Below are 23,044 nucleotides of genomic sequence, written 5' to 3'. Positions count from 1 at the left end.
CATTCCTATGTTGAAAACAATTAATATACTGAACAAAAGAGCCCGTTTCGATTATGAAATAATTGAAAAATATACTGCGGGAATCGTCTTGACCGGAACAGAAATCAAATCTATCCGCTTGGGAAAGGCTAATATTACCGAAAGCTTCTGTGAGTTTAACAATGATGAGCTTTTTGCTATAAATATGTATATCGAAGAATATGCGTTCGGTAACCAGTTTAATCATAAAGCACGAAGCGAAAGAAAATTACTTCTCAATAAAAGAGAACTGAAAACACTCGCAAAAAACGTACAAGCAAAAGGATTAACCATAGTACCTTTAAAACTGTTTACAAACGAAAAAGGAATGGCAAAACTCGATATTGGACTAGCACGAGGGAAAAAAACCTATGATAAAAGAGAATCTCTCAAAGAACAAGACACTAAAAGAGATTTGGACAGAATAAAAAAATCATTTCGATAAATGATTTTTTTTATTTAAGAATAAATGACTAAATTTGTCAAGACAAAATATTTCAAAATGAAAACACTTCTTAAAAAAGCACGAGAAACAAAGAACCTGAAAGTCCGGGAAGTGTCACAGCAAACAGGAATTGATCAGGCTCTTATAAGCAAATTTGAAACAGGAACCAGAAAACCCACGCGAGATCAAATACTAAAACTAGCCAATGTTTTAGAAATTGATTTAGAAACACTAATGGTCGCCTGGCTGAAAGAAAAAATCCTTTATGAGATTGGAAATGATGAATTTGCCTTAAAAGCCATGAAAGTTGCAGAAGAAGAGATCCGTTATCAGGTAAAGTCAACACAAAAGATTTCAAGCTCGCTCCAAAAGATTCTTGCAGAAATAGATGCCTTAAAATCAAAATTAGATACTTTTCGAGAATTTGACAGTTATAGAATAACACAGGCTCTTGAACTTGAATATACTTTTGAGAGCAATAGAATCGAAGGAAACACATTAACCTTAAGAGAAACAGATCTCGTTATAAACGAAGGATTAACCGTTTCAGGAAAAAGCATGCGCGAACATCTTGAAGCCATCAACCATCAAGAAGCTATTGCCTACATAAAACAATTGATGGAAAAAAATGCCCTTTTAAACGAAAGGGAAATTTTAAGTATTCACAACCTAATCTTGAGAGGAATACATCCAGAAGATGCAGGGCGCTATAGAAAAGTTCAAGTGATGATAAAAGGCAGCACGCATATGCCGCCACAACCTTATATGGTAGCAAAACAGATGGAAGACTATTTCATCTGGTATGAAACCAATAAAAATGCGCTTCATCCGGTTATTTTAGCAGGAGAAATGCATGAACGGCTCGTTACCATTCATCCTTTTATAGATGGAAACGGAAGAACTTCTCGTTTAGTTATGAATCTAATCTTGCTTTCGCATGGTTATATAATTGCCAATATCAAAGGAGATTATGATAGCAGGATGCAATATTACCAAGCTCTTGAAAAGGCGCAGACAACTTCTAACAAAGAAGATTTTCTCCTTTTTATTGCCCAAATTGAGAGAGAAAGCCTAGAACGATACTTAAGTATTATTGGGCAATAGCATCAATTTTTATTTTCTAACAGAGGCACGAATCGGAATTCCCCGAATTCGTGCTTTTCAAATTGGGTTTCGTTTTTTCGGATTAGCATGGTCATAATTTGATGCTCTTCACCCAAAGGAATGACAAGTTTCCCTCCTATTTTTAATTGTGCCATAAGTGGTTTTGGAATAATCGGAGCGCCAGCCGTTACTATGATACTGTCAAACGGTGCATAATTCGGAAGTCCTTTATAGCCATCTCCAAAAGACAAATGCTTTGGACGGATGCCTAATTTCGGCAATAACAATGAAGTCGTCTTGAACAATTCATTTTGTCTTTCTACACTATACACTTTAGCCCCCATAGTGCACAAAACCGCTGTCTGATAGCCCGAACCTGTTCCGATTTCTAAAATTTTATGATCTTTCTGCACTTCTAGTAATTGTGACTGAAAAGCAACCGTATACGGCTGTGAAATCGTCTGCCCAGCACCAATAGGAAAAGCTTTGTCTTGATACGCATAATCTTCAAAACTCGAATTCAAAAACAAATGTCTTGGAATTTTTTTAATCGCTTCCAAAACGTTTTTATCTGTAATGCCTTTCTGCTGCAGAACAGTTACTAATTGATTTCGAAGTCCTTGATGTTTGGCTGTATCTTTCAAAATTTGGAGGAATTATTTTCGGTAAAAATAAGAAAGTAAAATCTATTTTAATAGCCTTCTTCATGAATGTTTTCTGAACAAAAGCTTTACTGAAAATAGCATGCAAACTAATCGTTTACCGCTTAAATGGTTTATAAACCGTTCGTCATTTTTCTAAATATTTTACTTCGAAACACTATTATTTTTGAAGTATCAATCACTAAAAAATAAAAAAATGGACACTAAAACAAAAGGTACAGTAAAAATTTTGGGAGCATTAGTATTTGGTTTTGCAGTCGGATTTACCATTGTAAAGTACTTTATACTAAACTAACCATCAATCATCAATCATCAATCATCAAAAACGAACTTTAACCAACAATCACCAACCATGAAAACAACCACCTTAAAACAAATCGCCATCCTGACAATCGGATTTGCCTTTTCAACAAATTCTTTTGGTCAAAACAAACCAGCTAAAGCTCCTTCTGTTCCCGTAACAGAGGATTATTTCGGAATTAAAATTGAAGACAAATATCGTAATCTGGAAGACCTAAAAAATGAGCAGACACTTTCTTGGATGAAAGGCCAAGCCGATTATACGAATTCTATCCTGAATTCTATTCCAGGGAAACAAAAAATCATCGATGAACTGGCTTCGATTGATAATCGTACAACCGAAAGTATTTCGACTTTGCAGATTATGGACGATGGGACATATTTCTACCTCAAAACAACTCCAAAAGATCAAGTTGCAAAGCTTTATAAAAGAAATGGCCTAAAAGGAAAAGAAGCACTGATTTTTGACCCAGAAGGCTATCAAAAGAACGGCAAAGATATTTTTAATGTCAGCACTTTTTCCCCTAACAAAAGCGGAAAATTAATTGCCATAAATATTTCCAAAAATGGAGGCGAAATGAGCGAGATGATTCTTATGAATACAGCCGACAATACAATCTTACCAGACAAAATTGACAAATTAAGATTCGGAGGTGCTAACTGGCTGAAAGACGACAAATCGTTTCTTTATATTCAATCGCCTACAGATGATATCCATGATATGAAGGCGCAAATGGACGTAAGAACAAAAGTTCATAGTATAGGGACAGATGTTTCAAAAGACAAACTTGTTTTCTCAAAAGCCATGTATCCTGAATTGAATATTGCAGAAGAAGAAATTCCTTTTGTAGGCTACGATGTTGATAGTGATCTGCTTTTCTTCTCGCCTTATTCGGTAGACACAAATCAAAAAGTATTTCTAGCACAAGGCGCTGATCTAAACAAGCCAAAAATAAGCTGGAAATTATTGACCGATAGGAAAGACGAGGTCAAAGGTTTTGCTTTCAGCGACAAAGATATTTACATGTATACGACTTTAAATGCACCAAAATTTAAGGTTGTAAAAACAAGCATCGCTAATCCGAATTTGGCTAGTGCTACGCTTGTAATTCCTGAAAATAACGATTCGAACCTAAACTCTATGGTGCTTTCTAAAGATGGCATCTTTTACACCAGAACCCGAAACGGAATTGAAAGCAAGCTTTATTTTACTGATTTTGAAGGTAAAAAACATAGAGAAATTACAACACCAAAAAAATCTGCATCAATATTTGTAAGCACCAGAGGAAATAAATTTTCTGATGTCTGGGTAACAACGACGGGATGGACAAACAAAGGAGAAAGATATAGATATGATTTAAAGGCGAATACTTTCAAAAGAGAACAGCTTTCTACGATCATCGAATATCCTGAATTTGAAAACTTTGAAGTCGAAGAACTCATGGTAAAATCACATGACGGTGTTGAAGTTCCTTTATCTATCATCTACAAAAAGGACATCAAAAAAGACAAAAACAATCCAGTTTTATTTTACGGTTATGGAGCGTATGGAATGTCAATCACACCTTCCTTCAATCCAGAATTGCTTTTATGGGTAGAACGTGGCGGCATCTTGGCAGTGGCTCATGTTAGAGGCGGTGGAGAATTAGGCGAAAAATGGCATTTGGCCGGACAAAAAACGACCAAACAAAATACATGGAAAGACGTTATTGCCTGTACAGAATATATGATTAACCAAGGCTATACTAATCCGACAAAAACAGCCATCTACAGCAGAAGCGCGGGAGGAATTTTCGTTGGAAGAGCAATAACAGAAAGACCAGACTTATATGCAGTTGCTATTCCTGGTGTTGGAAGCATGAACACGGTTCGAGGAGAAAATACGCCAAACGGACCAGCCAACATGCCAGAATTTGGAACCATGAAAGTTAAAGAAGAAGCAAAAGCGCTTATCGAAATGGACTCTTACCTGCAATTAAAAGACGGCGTGAAATATCCAGCAACACTAACAACGGCAGGATTTAATGATCCAAGAATCATCGTGTGGTCGCCTGCAAAATTTGCGGCCCGATTATTAGAAGCCAATGCTTCAGACAAGCCTACCTTATTGAAAGTAGATTATGAAGCAGGGCACTTTGGAGGTGCTTCCAAGTTAAAATCATACGAAGAAATTGCAGATGTCTTGAGCTTTGCATTCTGGCAAGTCGGACATCCGGATTTCCAACCAACAAAATAATTTTTAATCTAGTACCTTTGGCGGAGCAACGCTTTGCCAAAGGTATATAATACCTAAAAAAGATGATTTCAATACTATTATACTTAGCGGGCGCGGCACTAGAATGCTTAATGTAACGAACTAATTGATGAAACTAATAAAAAGCAGCAAATACAACCTATTGAACTTTTTAGGCTGGCAATTGTATATTTTCAGCACGTTGACTATTAATAAGATTTCTTATCGGGATTTTTCATTTATGAATAAATTTAAGCCTAAAGAATTAAATCTTATATACTACACGTTTCTCGAAGGTTTTATATGTGCAATGTTAGGATTTGTATTATCCTATATCATACTAGTATTTCTTGAAACTAGATTCAATTTGTCTAATCTAAAAAAAAGAGATTGGTGGAATTTATTTCTAGTTTTTGCGCTAGCACAGACCATTTATCACATAGCATTGTGGCCATTATTAGACATACCTGCCACCTATTATTTCGGATCAAACAACAACGGCCTCATGACATTGTTTATGAAATTGACAAATGTTCCTCCGTTCACCGTTGCCTTTTTAGTATGGCTATCCATCATATTAGCAATCAAAGTGTACGAATACATAAACGAAGTCAAATTCACCAAAATAGAATTAGAATCATCCCTAAAAGAATCACAGTTGAATTCCCTAAAAGGACAAATTAATCCGCATTTTATGTTTAACAGCTTAAATAATATCCGCGGCTTGATTCTTGAAAACCCTATAAAATCTAGGGAAATGATTACCCGGTTATCTGAAATGCTTCGGTATTCCCTGACCAAAAACGACATCAATACGATTGCATTAGAAGAAGAAATCGAAATGGTAGAAAATTTCATCGAGATTTCTAGAATACAGCTTGAAGACCGCCTAAAATTTACTTCGAAAGTCGATACCGGATTACTAAAATTAGAAATTCCGCCCATGATCATACAAATGCTGGTCGAAAACGCAGTAAAACACGGAATATCAAAATTAAAAGAGGGCGGAGAAATTGTATTAGATATCAAACACGAGAACAAAACGCTAGTAATTATAGTAGCCAACACAGGTACATTAACCATCGAAAAAGAATCCACCCAATTAGGGATAAAAAATATAGAAAAAAGGCTGCAGTTGATTTATGGAGAAAACGCTAATTTTAAATTACAGGAAATAGAAAATCAAGTAGTTGCAGAAATCAGGATTCCAATTTTTTAAACATGAAAAAGATAAAAGCCGTCATAGTAGAAGATTCCCGTTTAGCCAGAAATGAGTTAAAAGAGTTGATTAAAAATCATCCCGAAATTGAAATTATCGGAGAAGCAGAAAACGTTGATTCAGGCTTCCAGCTTATAAATAGCGTGCAGCCAGATCTGCTTTTTTTAGACATCAATATGCCCGAAAAAGATGGCTTCGAACTGTTAGAAATGCTCGACAGAGTTCCCATCACCGTATTCACGACTGCTTTTGACGAATATGCAATCAAATCCTTTGAATACAACGCTTTAGACTATCTCTTAAAACCAATCAATCCGAAAAGATTTGCTCGAGCTATCGAAAAAGTAAGCGCCAATCTAATCGAAAAAGAAGAAAAGAACAGCAAGAAGCTTACGCTAAACAACCAGATTTTTTTGAGAGACGGAGAAAAATGCTGGCTCGTAAAAATAGCAGATATCTATCTGTTTGAAGTTGATGGAAATTATACCAAAATCTTTTTCCAAGACGAAAAAGCAATAATTAGCAAGTCCTTAAACCAGATCGAAGAAAAACTCCCAGAAGATTACTTCTTCCGTGCCAACAGAAATCAAATCATCAACATGGAATATATCGGCAAGATCGACCCTTGGTTTAGCGGCAATCTGCTCGTGCACATGCCCAAAGAAACAAAAGTGGAAATCTCTAGGAGGCAAACCAATAACTTCAAAGAGAAAATGAGCTTGTAATCCACATTAAACTACTTCAAATATTTTATGCGTTTGTAGCTACTTAAACTTTAATCTTTAAACAATTAATGTTATTTTTGTGGAAAATACATTTATATGCTAAAAGTTGGAGTATTAGGTGCTGGCCATCTAGGAAAAATTCATTTGCGTTTATTACAACAATCTGAAAAATACGAATTAGTAGGCTTTTATGATCCCAATCAAGAAAATGCCGAAAAAGTAGCCAAAGAATTTGGCTATACAAAATTCGATACTATTGCAAAACTCATCCATGCTGTAGATGTTGTCGACATTGTAACTCCTACCCTTTCCCATTATAAATGTGCCAAGGTTGCGATAAAATCAGGCAAGCACGTTTTTCTTGAAAAGCCTATTTCCAATACGGTTGAAGAAGCCGAAGAAATCATCGCTTTAGCCAAAGAATTTAACGTAAAAGGCCAAGTTGGGCACGTAGAAAGATTCAATCCCGCGTTTAAAGCAACAAAGGAAATGATCGAAAACCCGATGTTTATCGAGACGCACCGTCTAGCGGAATTTAATCCTCGTGGCACCGATGTTCCCGTTGTCTTAGACTTGATGATTCATGATATCGATGCTATCTTGAGCGTCGTGAAATCAAAAGTCAAAAATATAAATGCCAGCGGCGTTTCCGTAATTTCTGACACTCCAGATATTGCCAATGCCCGAATCGAATTCGAGAACGGCTGTGTTGCTAACTTGACTTCGAGCCGTATTTCCCTGAAAAATATGCGCAAATCGCGCTTCTTCCAAAAAGACGCCTACATCTCGGTAGATTTTCTTGAAAAGAAATGCGAAGTCGTAAAGATGAAAGACGCGCCAGAAATTCCAGGCGATTTCGATATGATCCTACAAAATGCCGAAGGCGTAAAAAAACAAATCTATTTTGACAATCCTGATGTAGAAGGAAACAATGCCATTCTCGACGAATTGGAAACTTTTGCCGACGCGATCAACAATAACACGACGCCAATTGTTACTTTGGAAGACGGAACTGAAGCCTTAAGAGTAGCCTATCAAATCATCGACTGCTTCAAAAAATAATATCCAACTAAATTTCAAACCTTTACATAAAAATGAAAAACATAGCCGTAATCGGAGCCGGAACCATGGGTAACGGAATCGCTCACACTTTTGCACAAAGCGGATTTACAGTTAAACTGATAGATGTTTCTGAAAAATCTTTAGACAAAGGAATGGCCACAATCGCCGGAAATTTGGACCGAATGGTTGCAAAAGGCACCATTACTGAAGACGATAAGATGAAAACCATCGGCAATATAATTACCTATACGGATATCAAAGACGGTGTCGTTGGAGTAGATTTAGTGGTTGAAGCCGCTACGGAAAACGTAGAATTGAAACTGAATATTTTCAAGCAATTAAACGATGCTTGCTCACATAATACTATTTTAGCAACAAACACGTCTTCGATTTCTATTACGCAAATCGGTGCGGTTGTTGCACACCCAGAAAGAGTTATCGGAATGCACTTCATGAATCCTGTGCCGATTATGAAACTGGTTGAAATTATTCGTGGCTACAATACTTCGGATGAGGTAACTAAAACCATCATGGATTTGTCCGTAAAACTAGGAAAGGTTCCAGTTAAAGTTAACGACTACCCAGGTTTTGTGGCTAACCGAATCTTGATGCCGATGATTAATGAATCTATCGAAACTCTATACAACGGTGTTGCCGGCGTTTATGAAATCGACACCGTGATGAAATTGGGAATGGCGCATCCAATGGGTCCTTTGCAATTAGCCGATTTTATTGGTCTTGACGTTTGTCTTGCTATCTTAAACGTAATGTATGACGGTTTCAAGAATCCAAAATATGCTCCATGTCCGTTATTAGTAAATATGGTTCGTGCTGGAAAATTAGGCGTAAAATCTGGAGAAGGTTTCTATGACTATTCAGAAAGCAAGAAAGCTGAAAAAGTAGCAAAGCAATTTATATAATAGCATAAGGTTTGAAAGTCTTAAAGTCAAAAGTGTCATGCTTTCGACTTTAAGACTTTCGACTTTAAGACTTTTTGACTCAATATGGCAAAAATAATTCCTTTTAAAGCAGTTCGGCCAACACGCGACAAAGTGAGTTTGGTGACGTCACGTTCTTACGATGAATATTCCCCAGCTGAACTGGCCTCGCAATTGGATTTTAATCCGTTTTCGTTTCTCCATGTCCTAAATCCGGCTTATGTAAACCAGCAGAAAATCGGACTTGAAAAAAGGTTCAAGCTTGTTGCCCAGAAATATAATGATTTTAAGGAAGAAGTTGTCTTGATTAAAGAAGAAAATCCAGTCTTTTTCATTTATGAAATCGAAACAAAAACACAGACTTTCACAGGAATAATTGCCGGAACCAGTATTGAAGATTATCAAAACAATGTCATCAAAAAACATGAAGATACGCTACAATATCGCGTAGAATTATTCAAAGATTATCTTCACAGGACAGGATTTAATACAGAACCCGTTTTGATTACGTATCCTGACAATTCCGAATTAACCAATTGGATTGCAGAAAAAAAACAAAGCGATTCGCTCTATGAGTTTTCAACAACAAAAAGAGAAAAGCACATTCTCTGGAAAATAGACAACCCAGACGAAATGGTTTGGCTGCAGAAAAAATTTCAAGAAATTGGCGACTTGTATATCGCCGATGGGCATCACCGCTCGGCTTCTGCCGAATTATTATACGAAGAAGACAAAGCTTCTGGTAACGAAAACCTCAATTATTTCATGAGTTTTCTGATAGCCGAAAGCAATGTAAAAATATACGAATACAATCGAATCATACGTGACTTAAACGGACATTCAAAAGAAGAATTTCTTGCCAAATTGTCCAACGACTTCTGGATTAAAAATAAAGAACAGGAATTGTGGAAACCGACCAAAAAGTTTGAATTCGGAATGTATCTTGATGGAGAATTCTATTCCCTTATTTTAAAAGATGAGCACAGTTTTTCTTCTGTGTTGGAAAGCCTCGATGCACAAATTTTATATGAAAAGGTGCTTAACCCAATATTGGGTATTGAAGATCTTAGAAATGATGAACGAATTGATTATATCCCTGGAAAACAATCCATTGTTACCATAAAAGAAGTCATTGATGAAGGCGAATTTGAATTAGGCTTTATGCTTTTCCCCACAGATATTTCAGAAATAAAAGAATTGGCAGATAACAATTTGATCATGCCTCCAAAAAGTACGTATATCGATCCGAAGTTTCGAAGTGGATTGGTGGTTTATGAAATATAAATTGCATGAAAAAGCTATTCTTAATTGTATTATACTCAACACTTTCTTTCGGTCAAAAAGTTAATCAAAATAATTTTTCTATTGCCCAAATAGATAGCATTGCAAGTATAAATGGTAATTATGGAAATTCAGATGGCAGAATTGAAATTAAAAATCAAAACGGAAAAATTATTGGATATGGAGGCTTTTCAATCACTACTTATCTTTTCCTCCCTAACAAATTCGATTTTGACAAATTATCTAAACAAGAAAAAAGAAAGGTTAGTAAGTACAAGGATGCCAAACTAATTAAAGGAAATTATAATCAAGCTATTCATTATAAAGACTATACGATAGAAATTTATATACAAAATTATTACAATGCAACAGAGTTAATCTATACTAAGTTTAAAATTTCTAGGAAGGAAATTAATAAGAAAGAAGAAACGTTAGAATATAATTTAGATTCATCTGAACTCAATAGCGGCAAAGAGATTAAAAATGAATTTTTAATAGAGATTAAAAAATTTATAAAGGAAAAGAATGAGGAAATTCTCAAATTCCACAAAATATAATTATGTCAATAAAAAATAATCTTCTCGAAATAAAATCTTCTCTTCCCGAAAATGTAACGCTTGTTGCTGTTTCAAAAACAAAACCAGTTTCCGACCTCATGGAAGCCTACGAAGCAGGACAGCGTATTTTTGGAGAAAACAAGATCCAAGAAATGGTGGAAAAGTTTGAACAAATGCCAAAAGACATCGAATGGCACATGATTGGCCACGTTCAAACCAACAAAGTCAAATTTATGGCATCATTTGTGAGGTTAGTGCATGGCGTTGACAGCTTAAAGTTACTAGAAGAAATCAACAAACAGGCTCTAAAAAACGATAGAGTTATTGATTGCCTATTACAGGTTCATATTGCCGAAGAAGAAACAAAATTCGGATTAAACGAAACAGAACTAAATGATTTGTTACAATCGGAAGTTTTTAAAAAGTTACAAAATATAAAAATTACAGGATTGATGGGCATGGCAACATTCACAGACAATCAAGAACAAATCAAGAAAGAATTTCTGCATTTGAAATCGATTTTTAATAGCCTGGCTCCAACTCAAAAATCAGAAAACTGCAATCTAAAAACACTTTCCATGGGAATGTCTGGCGATTATCAGCTGGCAATCGACTGCGGAAGCACGATGGTTCGGATTGGAAGTAGTATCTTTGGAACACGCTAATTTAAATGGCTTGCACGATTGCGAGCTGTCATAATAAACTTAAATCAGAATTTGTACGCAATATTAGACATAGAAACAACTGGAGGCCAGTATAATGAAGAAGGAATTACCGAAATTGCTATCTATAAATTTGACGGACACGAAATTGTAGACCAATTCATCAGCCTTGTCAATCCTGAAAAAACAATTCAGCCTTTTGTAGTGAAATTGACAGGTATTAACAATGCCATGCTTCACAGCGCTCCAAAGTTTTATGAGGTTGCCAAACGAATTATAGAAATAACAGAAGACTGTGTGATTGTAGCCCACAATGCACAATTTGACTACCGAATTCTTCGCACAGAATTTTCACGCCTTGGCTATGATTTTCAGCGTAAAAATCTATGTACGGTAGAATTATCCAAAAAACTAATTCCTGAACAGCCTTCCTACAGCTTAGGAAAATTAGTGCGTGCGCTCGGGATTCCTATGGCCGACAGGCACCGTGCTTCTGGCGATGCTTTAGCAACCGTAAAGCTTTTCAAAATGCTATTGGCTAAAGATCTTGAAAAAGAAATCGTCAAAAGCTTTATCAAAACAGAAGTCGAAAAAGGACTGGCGCCCAAACTTCTAGATATCGTATCAGGACTTCCTTCTACAACAGGAATTTATTATGTCCATAAAGAAAATGGCGACCTGATTTATATCGGAAAAAGCAGAAATATCAAAAAACGCGTCAACCAGCATTTTACGAACGGCTCCACAAAATCAAAAAAAATACAGCTTGAGGTTTTTGACGTCACTTACGAAGAAACCGGAAGCGAATTGATTGCACTTTTAAAAGAAGCCGAAGAAATTAAAGTCAATAAGCCAAAATACAATCGATCGCTGAAAAAAACTGTTTTTCCATGGTCGTTGTATCTTGAAAAAGGTACAGAAGGCTACCTCTCTTTAAAAATGCAAAAGACCGATGCCCGAAAGAAAGAGCTGGCTTCGTTTGCGAGCCATGCCGAAGCACAGAGCGCTTTGTTTAAAATTACTGATAACTATAGACTCTGTCAGAAGATTAACAGTCTTGAGGCCGTAAAAACACATTGTTTTCCTTTCGAGCTTAATCAATGCAACGGTGCCTGCATCGGAAAAGAATCTCCTGAAGAATACAACCGTCGTGTTGAAGATTTTTTCGAAAATAACGAATACCAGAATCAGAATATGATTATCATCGATCGAGGAAGAAATATCCAAGAAAGAAGCGCCGTATTGATTGAAAATGGTACTTTCAAGGGTTATGCTTTCTTCGATTTGAACTATCAGGTGAATAATATCGAAATTTTGAAAAACATCATCATCCCGATGGACAGTAATCGCGATTCTAAAAATATAATTTTAAGTTATCTCCGAAAAAAGAAAGTCTTTAAAACCCTATCTTTTTAAGACTTTTAGTAAATTTGATATAATCCGATAAAAACCTAATTTGGAAATCACTAGAATAGAAAGAATTAGAAAAAAACTTCATGAAATTATTTATGAGGCCGACACTCCTTTTGGAAAACTCTTCGATGTCATTCTGCTTCTACTTATTATAGTAAGTATTATTTCTGTAATGCTTGAAAGCGTGGCTTCGATACGATTTTTATACGGAACCGAACTCGCAATCATTGAGTGGATTATTACGGGTTTCTTCACCTTGGAATACATCGGAAGGATAATTGCAGTCAAGCGTCCGCTCAAATATATCTTCAGTTTCTATGGAATCATAGACCTTCTGGCGACCTTGCCTGCTTATATTGACCTGCTTTTCCCTGGATGGCATTTCTTAGTTTCACTTAGGGCAGTAAGACTATTGCGTGTCTTCCGAATCCTAAAGCTTGGCCACTTTGTCGGCGCATCCAACCAATTAGTTGTTGCCCTAAAGAAAAGCCGGCTGAAAATTGCCGTTTTTCTGTTCAGTGTAATCGTATTGTGTATCATCTTAGGAACGATTATGTATATGATTGAAGGCCCTGAACATGGATTTACAAGTATTCCAATGAGTATTTACTGGACTATCGTTACACTTACGACTGTTGGTTTTGGAGATATAACTCCTGTAACACCTTTTGGCCAATTTGTTTCGATGATTATTATGATTTTGGGTTACGGAATTATTGCCGTTCCTACAGGATTGGTTACCGCAGAATTTATGTCCAAGGACAGAAAAGTACACGAAAACACTCAGGTCTGCCCTAACTGCAGCGCCGACCACCATAGGGACGATGCAAAATTTTGCTATCATTGCGGACATACTTTATGAAATATCTAATTACCATCATCGGACCCACAGCAATCGGCAAAACGGCTTTGAGCATCAAACTCGCAAAACAATTCAATTGCGAAATCATTTCGTGCGATTCACGACAGTTTTTCAAAGAAATGACAATTGGTACTGCCGTTCCTTCAAAAGAAGAACTAGACTCAGCTCCGCATCATTTCATACAGAATAAATCGATTTTTGAAAACTATACGGTAGGCGATTTCGAACGAGAGGCCATTGACAAACTAGAAAAGCTATATAAGACAAACGACTGTGCAATTTTGGTCGGCGGATCTGGCTTGTATGTGGATGCTATACTGAAAGGTTTTGACAGTTTCCCTGAAATTGACCCAACTGTCCGAGAAGAGATTATTTCGAGCTATGAAAAGCTAGGCATCGGTTATCTGCAACAAGAACTGGAAAGACTTGACAAAGCCTATTTCGATACGATTTCGAATGAAAATCCGCAGACATTGCAAAATCCACAAAGGATGATGCGTTTTGTCGAAGTCTGCATCGGAACTGGAAAACCGTATTCTTCCTTTTTGAACCGCAAAAAGAACAACCGAAATTTCACTCCAATCATCATCGGACTGGAAGCGGAAAGGCACGAAATTTACGAGCGTATCAACCTTCGCGTAGACTTGATGATACAGGCCGGATTGGTACAAGAAGCCAAAAAACTCTACCCGAACAAAAACTTGAATGCCTTACAAACGGTAGGCTATAGGGAACTATTCAGTTATTTTGACGGAGATTTTAGTCTTGATTTTGCTATCGAGGAAATCAAAAAAAATACTCGCAGATTTGCAAAACGCCAGATGACGTGGTTCAAAAGAACAGAAAACGCAAAATGGTTTGATTACAAAACGGATTTTGAAGATATCTTAAACTATATAAAGAATTCTATTTCTTGATAATAATACCCAATTAAAATGCCAATAGCTTCGAATTTCACTTCTATTTTCAGCAAAGACTGGGAACTCAATTTTACGCAATGTACTCCAAACGGTTATTTAAAATATACCGACTTGTGCAACATATTGCAATTGACAGCTGGAGATCATGCTGAAATTGGAGGCATCAGTTTTACGGACATGCAGGAATTTCATCAAGCTTGGGTCTTGAGCCGAATGAAGCTTGAAATCGAGTCGTTGCCTAAATGGAAAGATGTCGTAACCGTAAAAACTTGGATCATTTCTTTAGAAAATTCACGCTCGGTTAGAGCTTTAGAAATGTATGTTGGTGGAAAGAAAATTATAGGGTGCGAAACGTATTGGGCTGTTTTCAATACAAAGTTGCGCAGGCCTGAACCTTTAGCGCTTCCGCACGAGCATTTCGAAAAATACGCTACAAAATTTTCAACAGAAGAAAGAGTTAAAAAAATAGACCTTCCAAAAGACATGAAAAATGCCAGCGAAAGAAAAGTAGTTCTTTCTGATTTGGATATCGTCAATCATGTCAATAATGTAAAATATTTAGAATGGTGCCTGGATTTGGTCAATTTTAAATCCATATTGAAGCAGGACTTAAAAAGTTTCGACATGAACTTCATGAAGGAACTGGTTCTTGGTGATGAGGTCTCAATCGAAGAAGCTTCATTAGACAATAAATCTATTTATTCGATAGCAAAAGAAGGCAAAACTTGCTTTGCTTTAGAATTAAACTGGAAATAAAAAGTCAAAAAAAAAGCTCCAATTTCTTGAAGCTCTCTCTCTTATTCTGAAACTTTATTTTTGACTACAAGTCTAAAACCTTCACCGTGAATGTTTAAGATTTCAACATCTTCGTCAGATTTCAAGTATTTTCTTAGTTTGGCGATATAAACATCCATACTTCTTGAAGTAAAATAGTTGTCATCTCTCCAGATTTTTGTCAGCGCCAATTCTCTTGGCATTAAGTCGTTTTCATGAACAGCAAGCATTTTAAGCAATTCATTCTCTTTTGGGGAAAGTTTGATTGGCTCTTCATCTTTGAATGTCAAGAAACGTAGTTTTGAATTCAGGTGGAAGTTTCCAATCTGGAACTCAAATTTAGTATTATCTGTTTTGCTGTCAGACGCTTTTCTTTGGATAATCGCCTTGATTTTCATCAACAATACTTCTGAATCAAAAGGCTTATTCAAATAATCATCAGCTCCAACTTTATATCCTTTCAATACATCTTCTTTCATTGACTTTGCCGTCAAGAAGATTAACGGAATATCTTTATTTTTTTCTCTGATTTCTTTAGCCAAAGTATATCCGTCTTTGTAAGGCATCATTACGTCAAGAATGCACAAATCGAAAGTATCTTTTTTAAATTTCTCGAAACCTTCCATCCCATTCTTAGCCAAGGTAACCTCGAAATCATTCAGATTCAAATAGTCTTTCAAAATAGAACCGAAGTTTGGATCGTCTTCGACTAGGAGGATTTTCTTGTTTACATTTTCCATAGCTTAATTAATTAGTGGTAATTTTATAATGAAGGTACTGCCCTTCCCTTTTTCGCTTTCAACAAATATTTGACCGTTGTGGTCGTCTATAATTCTTTTTACGTAGGCCAATCCTAAACCGTGGCCTTTTACGTTGTGTAAATCTCCAGTATGTTCTCTATAGAACTTCTCGAAGATTCTTTTTTGCGCCACCTTGCTCATCCCCTGTCCTTGGTCTTTTACTTTGATTAGGATAAAATCTTTGACATTTTCGGTATAAACATCAATAATCGGGGCTTCTGGCGAATATTTTATTGCGTTGTCTAAAATGTTGACGATTACGTTTGTAAAGTGAACATCGTTGACCAATGTTGTTGTTCTTGTCGCATTAAAATGCGTATTTATGATTCCTTGCCTGTCTTCAATAATCAGATTCACGTGTTCTACAGCATCTTCCACTATAGTTTGGACATCAATCGGGTCCTTATTAATTTCAAGTTCTTTCTTTTCTAGCTTAGAAATTCTAAGAACGTTTTCGACTTGGGCGTGCATTCGTTTATTTTCGTCTCGAATCATCTGCAGATAGCGGTGGACTTTTTCTTTGTCCTCAATTATCTTAGGATTCTTGATAGCATCCAGAGCCAAATTTATGGTTGCGATAGGCGTCTTAAATTCGTGCGTCATGTTGTTGATAAAATCGGTCTTGATTTCAGAAATCTGGCGCTGTTTTATCAATTGGTTTAAGGCGCTGGCATAAGCAATAATAATAATCAGGGTAAATGTTATCGACAAAATGGTAATACCAACCAAATCTGTGAATAAGAATTTCTTTTTCTCCGGAAAGCTAACCAGCAATTGGTACTTGCTTTTCCCATCATTATCAGTCAGAATCGGCGTTTGAAAAGTTGAATTCTTATCAAATTTAAAATTGTCTGACCTTATTTTTGTCGCAAGGCCATCGCTGTAAATACCAAACTCGAAAGGTGTTTTTACTTCATATTGCTTTAATTCTTGCTGCAACATCTTTTGCAGTTTTTCTTTAGAAACCCTGTCTTTTAAAGGTTTTGTTTCAGCAATATCTTTATAAAACATATCAAATTGTGCTCTTTCAAGCATTTCGATATTTCCAGATTTTTCTATTGTTATATCGGGAGTCGTATTTTTTTGGATTCCTGAATTGTCAATCGGTTTGCCTGAATATATTTCAGTCCGACGCTTAGAAATATAGCTTTGGGCTTTTACTGAATCTTTTTTCTTATCAAAGAACGTCAGATTGATATTATAATCTTCTGCAATAATGTTGTTTGAATAAATAATGGTCTCGTTCGTTACCTTATTTTTCTGTACAAGAACAAAATCTAGCAATTGGCTTGGATTTGGGTCTTTCCCAATGCTATCTCTTAATATATTATACTGATTAACAATAGTATATGTTTCCTGCTGCTTTAATTTCTCTGAAACATTTCCTATTACTTGTTGTACATGATATTTAAATTGCTCTTCGTTATTCTTGAAAGATGTATTAATCAAATATAACTGAACCAAAATAATTCCTATCAAAGATAGGCTCATCAACACAACCAGTAAGCGAAACAATGTCTTATTCATCGAAACAAAATTAACATTTTAACATTTAATCAATAAATACATTAACCAAACATTAACATCTAATTCATAAATTATTGATTTCTTAATACGGAAATTATGTTTTCTGCAGATTCTTTAGCTTTCGCCAAATCGATGTTTTCAATTACAAAATCGCTAAGGGCTTTTTTCTTTTCATCGTCCCATTGATGTGCCATTCGCTGTTCGACAGCTTCTCTTGAAACGCCATCTCTTTTCATAACTCTCTTGATTCTAGTCTCTTTTGGAGCTGTGACTAAAATAATCTTGTCGCAATCTTTATAGCTTCCGCTTTCAAAAAGTATTGCGGCTTCTTTTACGACTAAAGGAAGGTTTTCGTACTGTTTTACCCAGTTTTGGAAATGCAGGAAGACTTCGGGATGAATGATGTTGTTGTATTTTCTAAGTTTTTCGGGGTCTTGAAAAACCAATGCTGCGATCTTTTTTTTATCTATTTTTTCTTTATCTAGTATGTCCTCTCCAAATAAGGCAACAACTTTGGCAATTACTGCATCGGTCTCGAGTATTTTTTTCGCCTCGATATCAGCAATATAAACTGGAACTCCCAGCGATTCTATATGCTGGGCGATGGAGCTTTTTCCACTCCCGATTCCTCCAGTCAAGCCAATAATTTTTGTCATAATCTTTTAATTTTTAAAGAACAGTTCCGGAAATACATGTTGCGGTTTTTTCTTAAGCAAAATAATGTTCCAGAAAGATTTCAGGAAGCCTATTCCGTAACCGTAAAATTGCGTAGCTACGGCAAAAAGTGAAAAGAATCCAATTTTTAAGCTTTTGCTTTCAAATGTCGAAACAACCAGTATGGCTATAAAATAAAGAGCATATAGTATCAAGAAGATCGATATCCCGAAAAGCAAGAAGAGAAGTGAAACAACAAATCCTAGAAAAAAAAGCGTTGGGAAGAAAAAAGTGAGCTTGTTGTATTCAGGATACCAGCTATTTAAGATTGGCCTGGCTTTTCCGAATTTATTAACCTGCTTGTAAAATTTTGACCAATCGATTCTTCTTTTGTGATAGACATAAGCGTTCGGGAATAGTCTCGTCTCAAAGCCCATTTTCCAAAGTCGGATAGAAAGGTCAGGGTCTTCACCGGGATGGATATTTCCAAAACCTTGGCTGGCTTCAAAGGCTTTTTTAGACAATCCCATATTGAAGCTTCTAGGCTGAAATTTTCCTATTTTCTCCGAACCGCCACGAATTCCTCCTGTTGTCAAAAAAGACGTCATGGAAAAATTTATGGCTTTTTGTATATCCGAAAAACTATCTAATGCCTTATCAGGGCCACCGAAACAATCTACATAATCGGTTTCAAGAGCTTTCTGCACTTCGGATAAATATTCGGGCGGGAGGATACAATCAGAGTCTAATATCAAAAAATAATCTCCTTTTGCGTTCTTCATTCCGAAATTCCTTGAATCGCCTGGCCCGGAATTTTCTTTAAAGTAATACGAAATATTCAGCTTGTCTTGATAGTTATCTGTAATCTCTTTACAAGGCACGGTCGATCCGTCTTCAATTACCACAACTTCAAAATCTTGGGCATAATCTTGCAAAGTCAGGCTATGCAAAAGTTCGTCAATTTCGTCTGGACGATTGTAAACAGGAATTATAAAAGAAAATTTCATAACGGTTTTTAAACTGTAACAAAGATAACTTTTATAAACAAAAAAACCATCCTTGATTGAGGATGGCTCTTTTGTTATTTTAGCATGATCTACTTCTTGACGATTTTTACATTTTTTACCAGCTCGCCTATTTTGGTTCTCAAAATATAAGTTCCTTTGGATAGCGATGAAAAATCTACTTCGCCTTCCATTGCATTGAATGTTGCATAAAAGACTTTCTGTCCTAAAAAGTTATAAATTTCTACCGACTCAATATTTTCTGAAGATATAAGGTTCAACGTATTTTCTACTGGATTCGGGTAGTATTTAAAAGCGATGGATTCGAAATCTTCTCTCTGCAAATTGATGCCACCTGTAACCGCCAGCTTGGTACTGCTTTCACAGCCATTTACGGTTTGAGAAGCATAATAAGTGACACCGCTGACAATCAATGTAGACAGCGGAAGAATGTTTCCGCCAATCTCAGCATCATACCAGATGATATCCGTTCCGTTGACTACAAAATCTGCCAATGTCTGCCCAGTCACGAAATCTTGGATGGCAGTGCCCGTCGGCGCCAACACGGTTCCTGTACAGATTATCTGCCCGTGTGAAAAATACCCTGTGAAATCAGCAGCCATAATTGGGGAATAGGTTGTCAAGCTTCCAGATGATGGTATTGAAACTGGTGAGAAAACAGCATATTCGCCAGTAGCTGTAGCAGATTTCAACATTTTGCTGTTCGAAGCGATACTTGCATCGGTAATCCTCACATTTGCATTTAAGAAATTGCTATTTCCTGAAATAACTGATGCTTCCCAACGATTGTTAGAAAGTACCGAAACATTTGCAGGAAACGTTCCTGAATTAGTGGTAAATACTTCGCCTTTTATTTGCAATGCACCATTTGAAGTTGATGGATCCACATAAAATGGCAAGTAGCTACTATTTTTTCCGACAGGGTATAGCGTCGCACCTGTATATGTTCCTAATGAAGCCCTGTTAGAAGCAAATGTTCTTACTAACGGGCCATTGATAAAGGCTGTTTCAGAGCCTCCTGCAATGTCTCCAGCCGCCGTAATTGTTCCGACGGTAAGCAGATTTGTATTTGAAGTATTTAGTTTTCCTTCATTCAAGCTTAACGTACCACTTAAAGACAAAGGCGAATTTAGAGTTACTCCAGAGGCGTTTCCGTTAGTCACTACGACATTTGAAAAATTCGCTGTCGGAGGTGCTGCTAGATTTCTGATCGTTCCGTTGTTCGTGATTTGCTGCGGATTAAGGCTTGGGTTGAAAGATACCGTAGAATCATTAATAAATCGCGTATTTACAAAGAAGAATCCAGTCGTAGAAGTAAGAATCCCTCCAGGATTGATTACAGCATTACCATTCAAATAGATTGTAGGAATACGGCATTCGGCACCATCATTAATCGTCAGGTTGCCGTACACAGGAAATTGATACGTACTCGTCAAATGGCGGTTTACTCCTGCAGGACCTTCAACAATTACGTTTCCTAAAGGCAATCCTGTGACTGTAGCCCAGCCATTCACCCTAAAACCATTCGTTGCGTTACCACCAGCCTGTGTTGAGACTCCATTTCCAAATCGAATAGTGTGTCCCGCCGTAACGTTTACAGAACCTTCAAAAGCACCGTCGACCCTTAAGACATCGTTGGCTGTTGTTGAGGCATGAGGATCCACAATCGTTAACGTTCCTCCTGTCCAATTTAAGCTTTCTGAATCTTCTGGGATAATATTGATGATTCGCGTACCATTCGGAACACTTGTCGCTACCGTACCTGAATTTCCATCAACGTTGATGTTACCTCCGCTTTGCGAAAATACAGAACCGTATGATGTGGCAATGTTTCCATTGACATTCACAGTTCCAGCCGTTACATTGAAAACGCCCAGAATATTTAAAGAATTATTATTATCTGTACAGCCAACGACCAAATCTCCTCCAGAAACGGATAGAGTTCCTCCTAACGACACGGTAAGGTTTTTACATACATTCCCGGCAGAATTTAGAGTTATAGTATGTCCTGAAGCAATACTGACAGCTTCTGTACAGTTCGGAACGTTTCCTTTGCTCCAAATCGAAGCATTGTTCCAGTTTCCACTAGCAATAGAGAAGTTTGGAGTATCGGCAAAAGAAACTCCTAAATACAAAGGTGCTTGGGTTAGTTGAGCAAGCGTAAGTCCTGTACGCTGTCCGACAGGCAGGCTTGTACCGTTTAGATGTGTACCCTCCAATGCTGAAGCAGCTCTTACAATTCTACTGTTTCCATTTGAAGCTAGATAAGCATTTTGTCCGATGAGCGCAATGTTGTAGGTTGCCGAAACAGGAACAGTTCCCGGAGTTGAGAACGTCCAACTTCCATCATATCTTGAATCAAGGGTATAGCCTGCATCTGAAATTGACGAAGCAGAAGTTGCCGGAGCATCTACATAACGGCAAGCAATTTGTCCACCCACAGTAGGCGTTACGCGCTGAACATAGGCTGCCCTATTAATTCCCGAATTACTAATAAAAGGATATCGGCCTAAAGCAGCCGTCGGCTGGGTTCCGGCAGTCAATGCTGTACCTGTAGCCGTATTCGCCCACCATCTAGAAAAGGTTCCAGATACAAATCCGCCAGAAGTATAAACGAGTGCTCCGATACCATTGTTCCCTGTTCCTTGAGTCACACCTGTGCCAAGAATCAGCGTATTAGTTCCTAAAGCGACTTTTCCTTTGGTGAAAGTAAGATTACCTCCAACCCTGATATCATTAAAATTCCAAGTAATAACACCTGATGATGAATTGTTAAAGGTAAGATTTCGGATGACATTATTTGTAAATGTCCCTGTTCCTCCTACCGTCTGCGCAATGATACCGTCGAACGTCAAGATATTTGTAAGTACTGTTCCTTTTGAAAGGTCAATATTTCCATTATTTGTAAAATTCCTTGAAACTACAAGGCTTTTGCCTACCGTACCGGCAAAGGCATCTAGATTTCCTCCAGTATTCACCAGCAAGTTCCCTTTTACGGCAAACGTTACCGCTGCCGCCGCATAATTTAGAGTACCGTTAACCGTAAGATCATTTATCGCTAAATTATTCGCGTTCAGCGTTACCGTAGTACCTGTAGCAATAATTGCATTGTCTGCACTAGTCGGAACCGCGTTTGCATCCCACGTAGCCGGAACGTTCCAGTTTCCTGAAGCTATAGATGTAAAATTGCCAGGCGGATTCGAGATCATCGAAACTTGATCGATAGCAGCTGGCGGATTTACGACATCAAGGATATCGGATTTCCAGCTAAATACCAACTTATAAGATGTGCCAGGCACAATGGCTAAAGCAATAGTGGCTGTGTTCCAATTTGTTGAACTCAGCTTGTACAAGGTACCTACTTGATACGTTGGCGGTATTGGAACTCCTGCAACAGGATTGTAAGAAGCTGGAACCAAAAAGGCTTTCATATTGTCCCAATCATTAGCTCCCGTTCCTTCGCCTCCAGCCTTCCATCGGAAAGAAAGTGCAATTTTAGGCTCGTTAGCAGGAATGGTTATTTCTTTATATAAGTGAATGACTGAACTGGTCTGTGAATACTGCCAAGTAGCTCCACCTGTAGCGGAAACAAAAGCGCAGTTAGTTCCTGCACCTGCCACGGGAACGTTTCCAACATTCCAACTGTCGGTCGAAGCATTGATGGCGCTCCATCCGTTAGAAGCGAAGGTATTTCCATTTTCAAATCCGCCGTCAGAATTCGGATTAATCAATACGGTCTGGGAAAAGGAGTTTATGGAAATGAAGAACAATACAATTTTTAGAAAGCCTAAAGTCTTTGTTCTTTGATAGATGGAATCAAAGTAGTGTTTTTCCATGTGTTACTTATTTGGGGATAATACTTT

General features: G+C 37.1%; 20 protein-coding genes. 14 read left to right on the top strand and 6 right to left on the bottom strand.

The genetic code is table 11. The features are described from left to right. The first annotated feature begins 7 nt into the window (after positions 1-7). Both smpB and OLM56_RS10325 read left to right on the top strand, forming a co-directional pair. Positions 8-463 (top strand): SsrA-binding protein SmpB, encoded by a 456-nt coding sequence (smpB, locus tag OLM56_RS10330; protein ID WP_182493739.1) that lies wholly within the window; start codon positions 8-10, stop codon positions 461-463. Between the two features lie 57 nt (positions 464-520). Next, positions 521-1,567 carry a Fic family protein gene (locus OLM56_RS10325; RefSeq protein ID WP_264526899.1) on the top strand — a complete coding sequence of 349 codons (1,047 nt, stop codon included), beginning with the start codon at positions 521-523 and terminating at the stop codon, positions 1,565-1,567. Positions 1,568-1,569: 2 nt separating this feature from the next. Here the strand turns inward: OLM56_RS10325 and OLM56_RS10320 are convergent, their stop codons facing one another. Next, complete coding sequence (locus OLM56_RS10320) at positions 1,570-2,211, bottom strand: protein-L-isoaspartate(D-aspartate) O-methyltransferase (protein WP_182493740.1); 642 nt, start codon at positions 2,209-2,211, stop codon at positions 1,570-1,572. A gap of 370 nt (positions 2,212-2,581) precedes the next feature. On the opposite strand from OLM56_RS10320, the gene OLM56_RS10315 reads away from it, so the two are divergent. The 12 genes from OLM56_RS10315 to OLM56_RS10260 all read left to right on the top strand — a co-directional run bounded on the left by OLM56_RS10315 (position 2,582) and on the right by OLM56_RS10260 (position 15,157). Then, on the top strand, positions 2,582-4,765 hold the full coding sequence (locus OLM56_RS10315; protein ID WP_264526898.1) for a prolyl oligopeptidase family serine peptidase: 2,184 nt from the start codon (positions 2,582-2,584) through the stop codon (positions 4,763-4,765). A 127-nt stretch (positions 4,766-4,892) separates the two neighbouring features. Next, on the top strand, positions 4,893-5,981 hold the full coding sequence (locus OLM56_RS10310; RefSeq protein ID WP_264526897.1) for a sensor histidine kinase: 1,089 nt from the start codon (positions 4,893-4,895) through the stop codon (positions 5,979-5,981). Between the two features lie 2 nt (positions 5,982-5,983). After that, positions 5,984-6,706 (top strand): LytR/AlgR family response regulator transcription factor, encoded by a 723-nt coding sequence (locus OLM56_RS10305; protein WP_264526896.1) that lies wholly within the window; start codon positions 5,984-5,986, stop codon positions 6,704-6,706. 96 nt (positions 6,707-6,802) lie between these two features. Continuing rightward, positions 6,803-7,768: a Gfo/Idh/MocA family protein gene (locus OLM56_RS10300; RefSeq protein ID WP_182493743.1), complete on the top strand. Its 966-nt coding sequence runs from the start codon at positions 6,803-6,805 to the stop codon at positions 7,766-7,768. A 32-nt stretch (positions 7,769-7,800) separates the two neighbouring features. Next, entirely contained in the window at positions 7,801-8,688 is an 888-nt protein-coding gene (locus OLM56_RS10295) for a 3-hydroxybutyryl-CoA dehydrogenase (RefSeq protein WP_264526895.1), read from the top strand. A gap of 84 nt (positions 8,689-8,772) precedes the next feature. After that, positions 8,773-9,990, top strand: a complete 1,218-nt coding sequence (locus OLM56_RS10290) for a DUF1015 domain-containing protein (RefSeq protein WP_264526894.1) — start codon at positions 8,773-8,775, stop codon at positions 9,988-9,990. Between the two features lie 5 nt (positions 9,991-9,995). Then, positions 9,996-10,544, top strand: coding sequence for a hypothetical protein (locus OLM56_RS10285; RefSeq protein ID WP_264526893.1), 549 nt, complete (start codon positions 9,996-9,998; stop codon positions 10,542-10,544). A 2-nt stretch (positions 10,545-10,546) separates the two neighbouring features. Continuing rightward, on the top strand, positions 10,547-11,209 hold the full coding sequence (locus tag OLM56_RS10280; RefSeq protein WP_264526892.1) for a YggS family pyridoxal phosphate-dependent enzyme: 663 nt from the start codon (positions 10,547-10,549) through the stop codon (positions 11,207-11,209). A gap of 51 nt (positions 11,210-11,260) precedes the next feature. Next, the gene (locus tag OLM56_RS10275) at positions 11,261-12,622 is read left to right on the top strand and encodes an exonuclease domain-containing protein (RefSeq protein ID WP_264526891.1); all 1,362 of its coding nucleotides are present in this window, start codon (positions 11,261-11,263) and stop codon (positions 12,620-12,622) included. Positions 12,623-12,662: 40 nt separating this feature from the next. After that, complete coding sequence (locus tag OLM56_RS10270) at positions 12,663-13,481, top strand: ion transporter (RefSeq protein ID WP_264526890.1); 819 nt, start codon at positions 12,663-12,665, stop codon at positions 13,479-13,481. Further along, complete coding sequence (miaA, locus tag OLM56_RS10265) at positions 13,478-14,398, top strand: tRNA (adenosine(37)-N6)-dimethylallyltransferase MiaA (RefSeq protein ID WP_264526889.1); 921 nt, start codon at positions 13,478-13,480, stop codon at positions 14,396-14,398. Before OLM56_RS10270 ends, miaA begins: the two co-directional genes overlap by 4 nt. 18 nt (positions 14,399-14,416) lie before the next feature. Beyond that, positions 14,417-15,157, top strand: coding sequence for an acyl-[acyl-carrier-protein] thioesterase (locus tag OLM56_RS10260; RefSeq protein WP_264526888.1), 741 nt, complete (start codon positions 14,417-14,419; stop codon positions 15,155-15,157). Positions 15,158-15,198: 41 nt separating this feature from the next. Here the strand turns inward: OLM56_RS10260 and OLM56_RS10255 are convergent, their stop codons facing one another. The 5 genes from OLM56_RS10255 to OLM56_RS10235 form a co-directional block, all read right to left on the bottom strand. Then, positions 15,199-15,915: a response regulator transcription factor gene (locus OLM56_RS10255; protein WP_121376539.1), complete on the bottom strand. Its 717-nt coding sequence runs from the start codon at positions 15,913-15,915 to the stop codon at positions 15,199-15,201. 3 nt (positions 15,916-15,918) lie between these two features. Then, the gene (locus OLM56_RS10250; protein ID WP_182493750.1) at positions 15,919-17,502 is read right to left on the bottom strand and encodes a sensor histidine kinase; all 1,584 of its coding nucleotides are present in this window, start codon (positions 17,500-17,502) and stop codon (positions 15,919-15,921) included. Positions 17,503-17,573: 71 nt separating this feature from the next. Then, positions 17,574-18,158 carry a dephospho-CoA kinase gene (coaE, locus tag OLM56_RS10245; protein ID WP_121376541.1) on the bottom strand — a complete coding sequence of 195 codons (585 nt, stop codon included), beginning with the start codon at positions 18,156-18,158 and terminating at the stop codon, positions 17,574-17,576. A gap of 6 nt (positions 18,159-18,164) precedes the next feature. Next, on the bottom strand, positions 18,165-19,163 hold the full coding sequence (locus tag OLM56_RS10240; RefSeq protein WP_264526887.1) for a glycosyltransferase: 999 nt from the start codon (positions 19,161-19,163) through the stop codon (positions 18,165-18,167). 89 nt (positions 19,164-19,252) lie between these two features. Further along, the gene (locus OLM56_RS10235; RefSeq protein WP_264526886.1) at positions 19,253-23,017 is read right to left on the bottom strand and encodes a T9SS type A sorting domain-containing protein; all 3,765 of its coding nucleotides are present in this window, start codon (positions 23,015-23,017) and stop codon (positions 19,253-19,255) included. Positions 23,018-23,044: the final 27 nt, after the last annotated feature.

It is taken from the genome of Flavobacterium sp. N2550, assembly GCF_025947265.1.
Classification (GTDB): domain Bacteria; phylum Bacteroidota; class Bacteroidia; order Flavobacteriales; family Flavobacteriaceae; genus Flavobacterium; species Flavobacterium endophyticum.
Note: the sequence above shows the minus strand (reverse complement) of the source record. Positions and strands in the feature narration are given on the sequence as shown.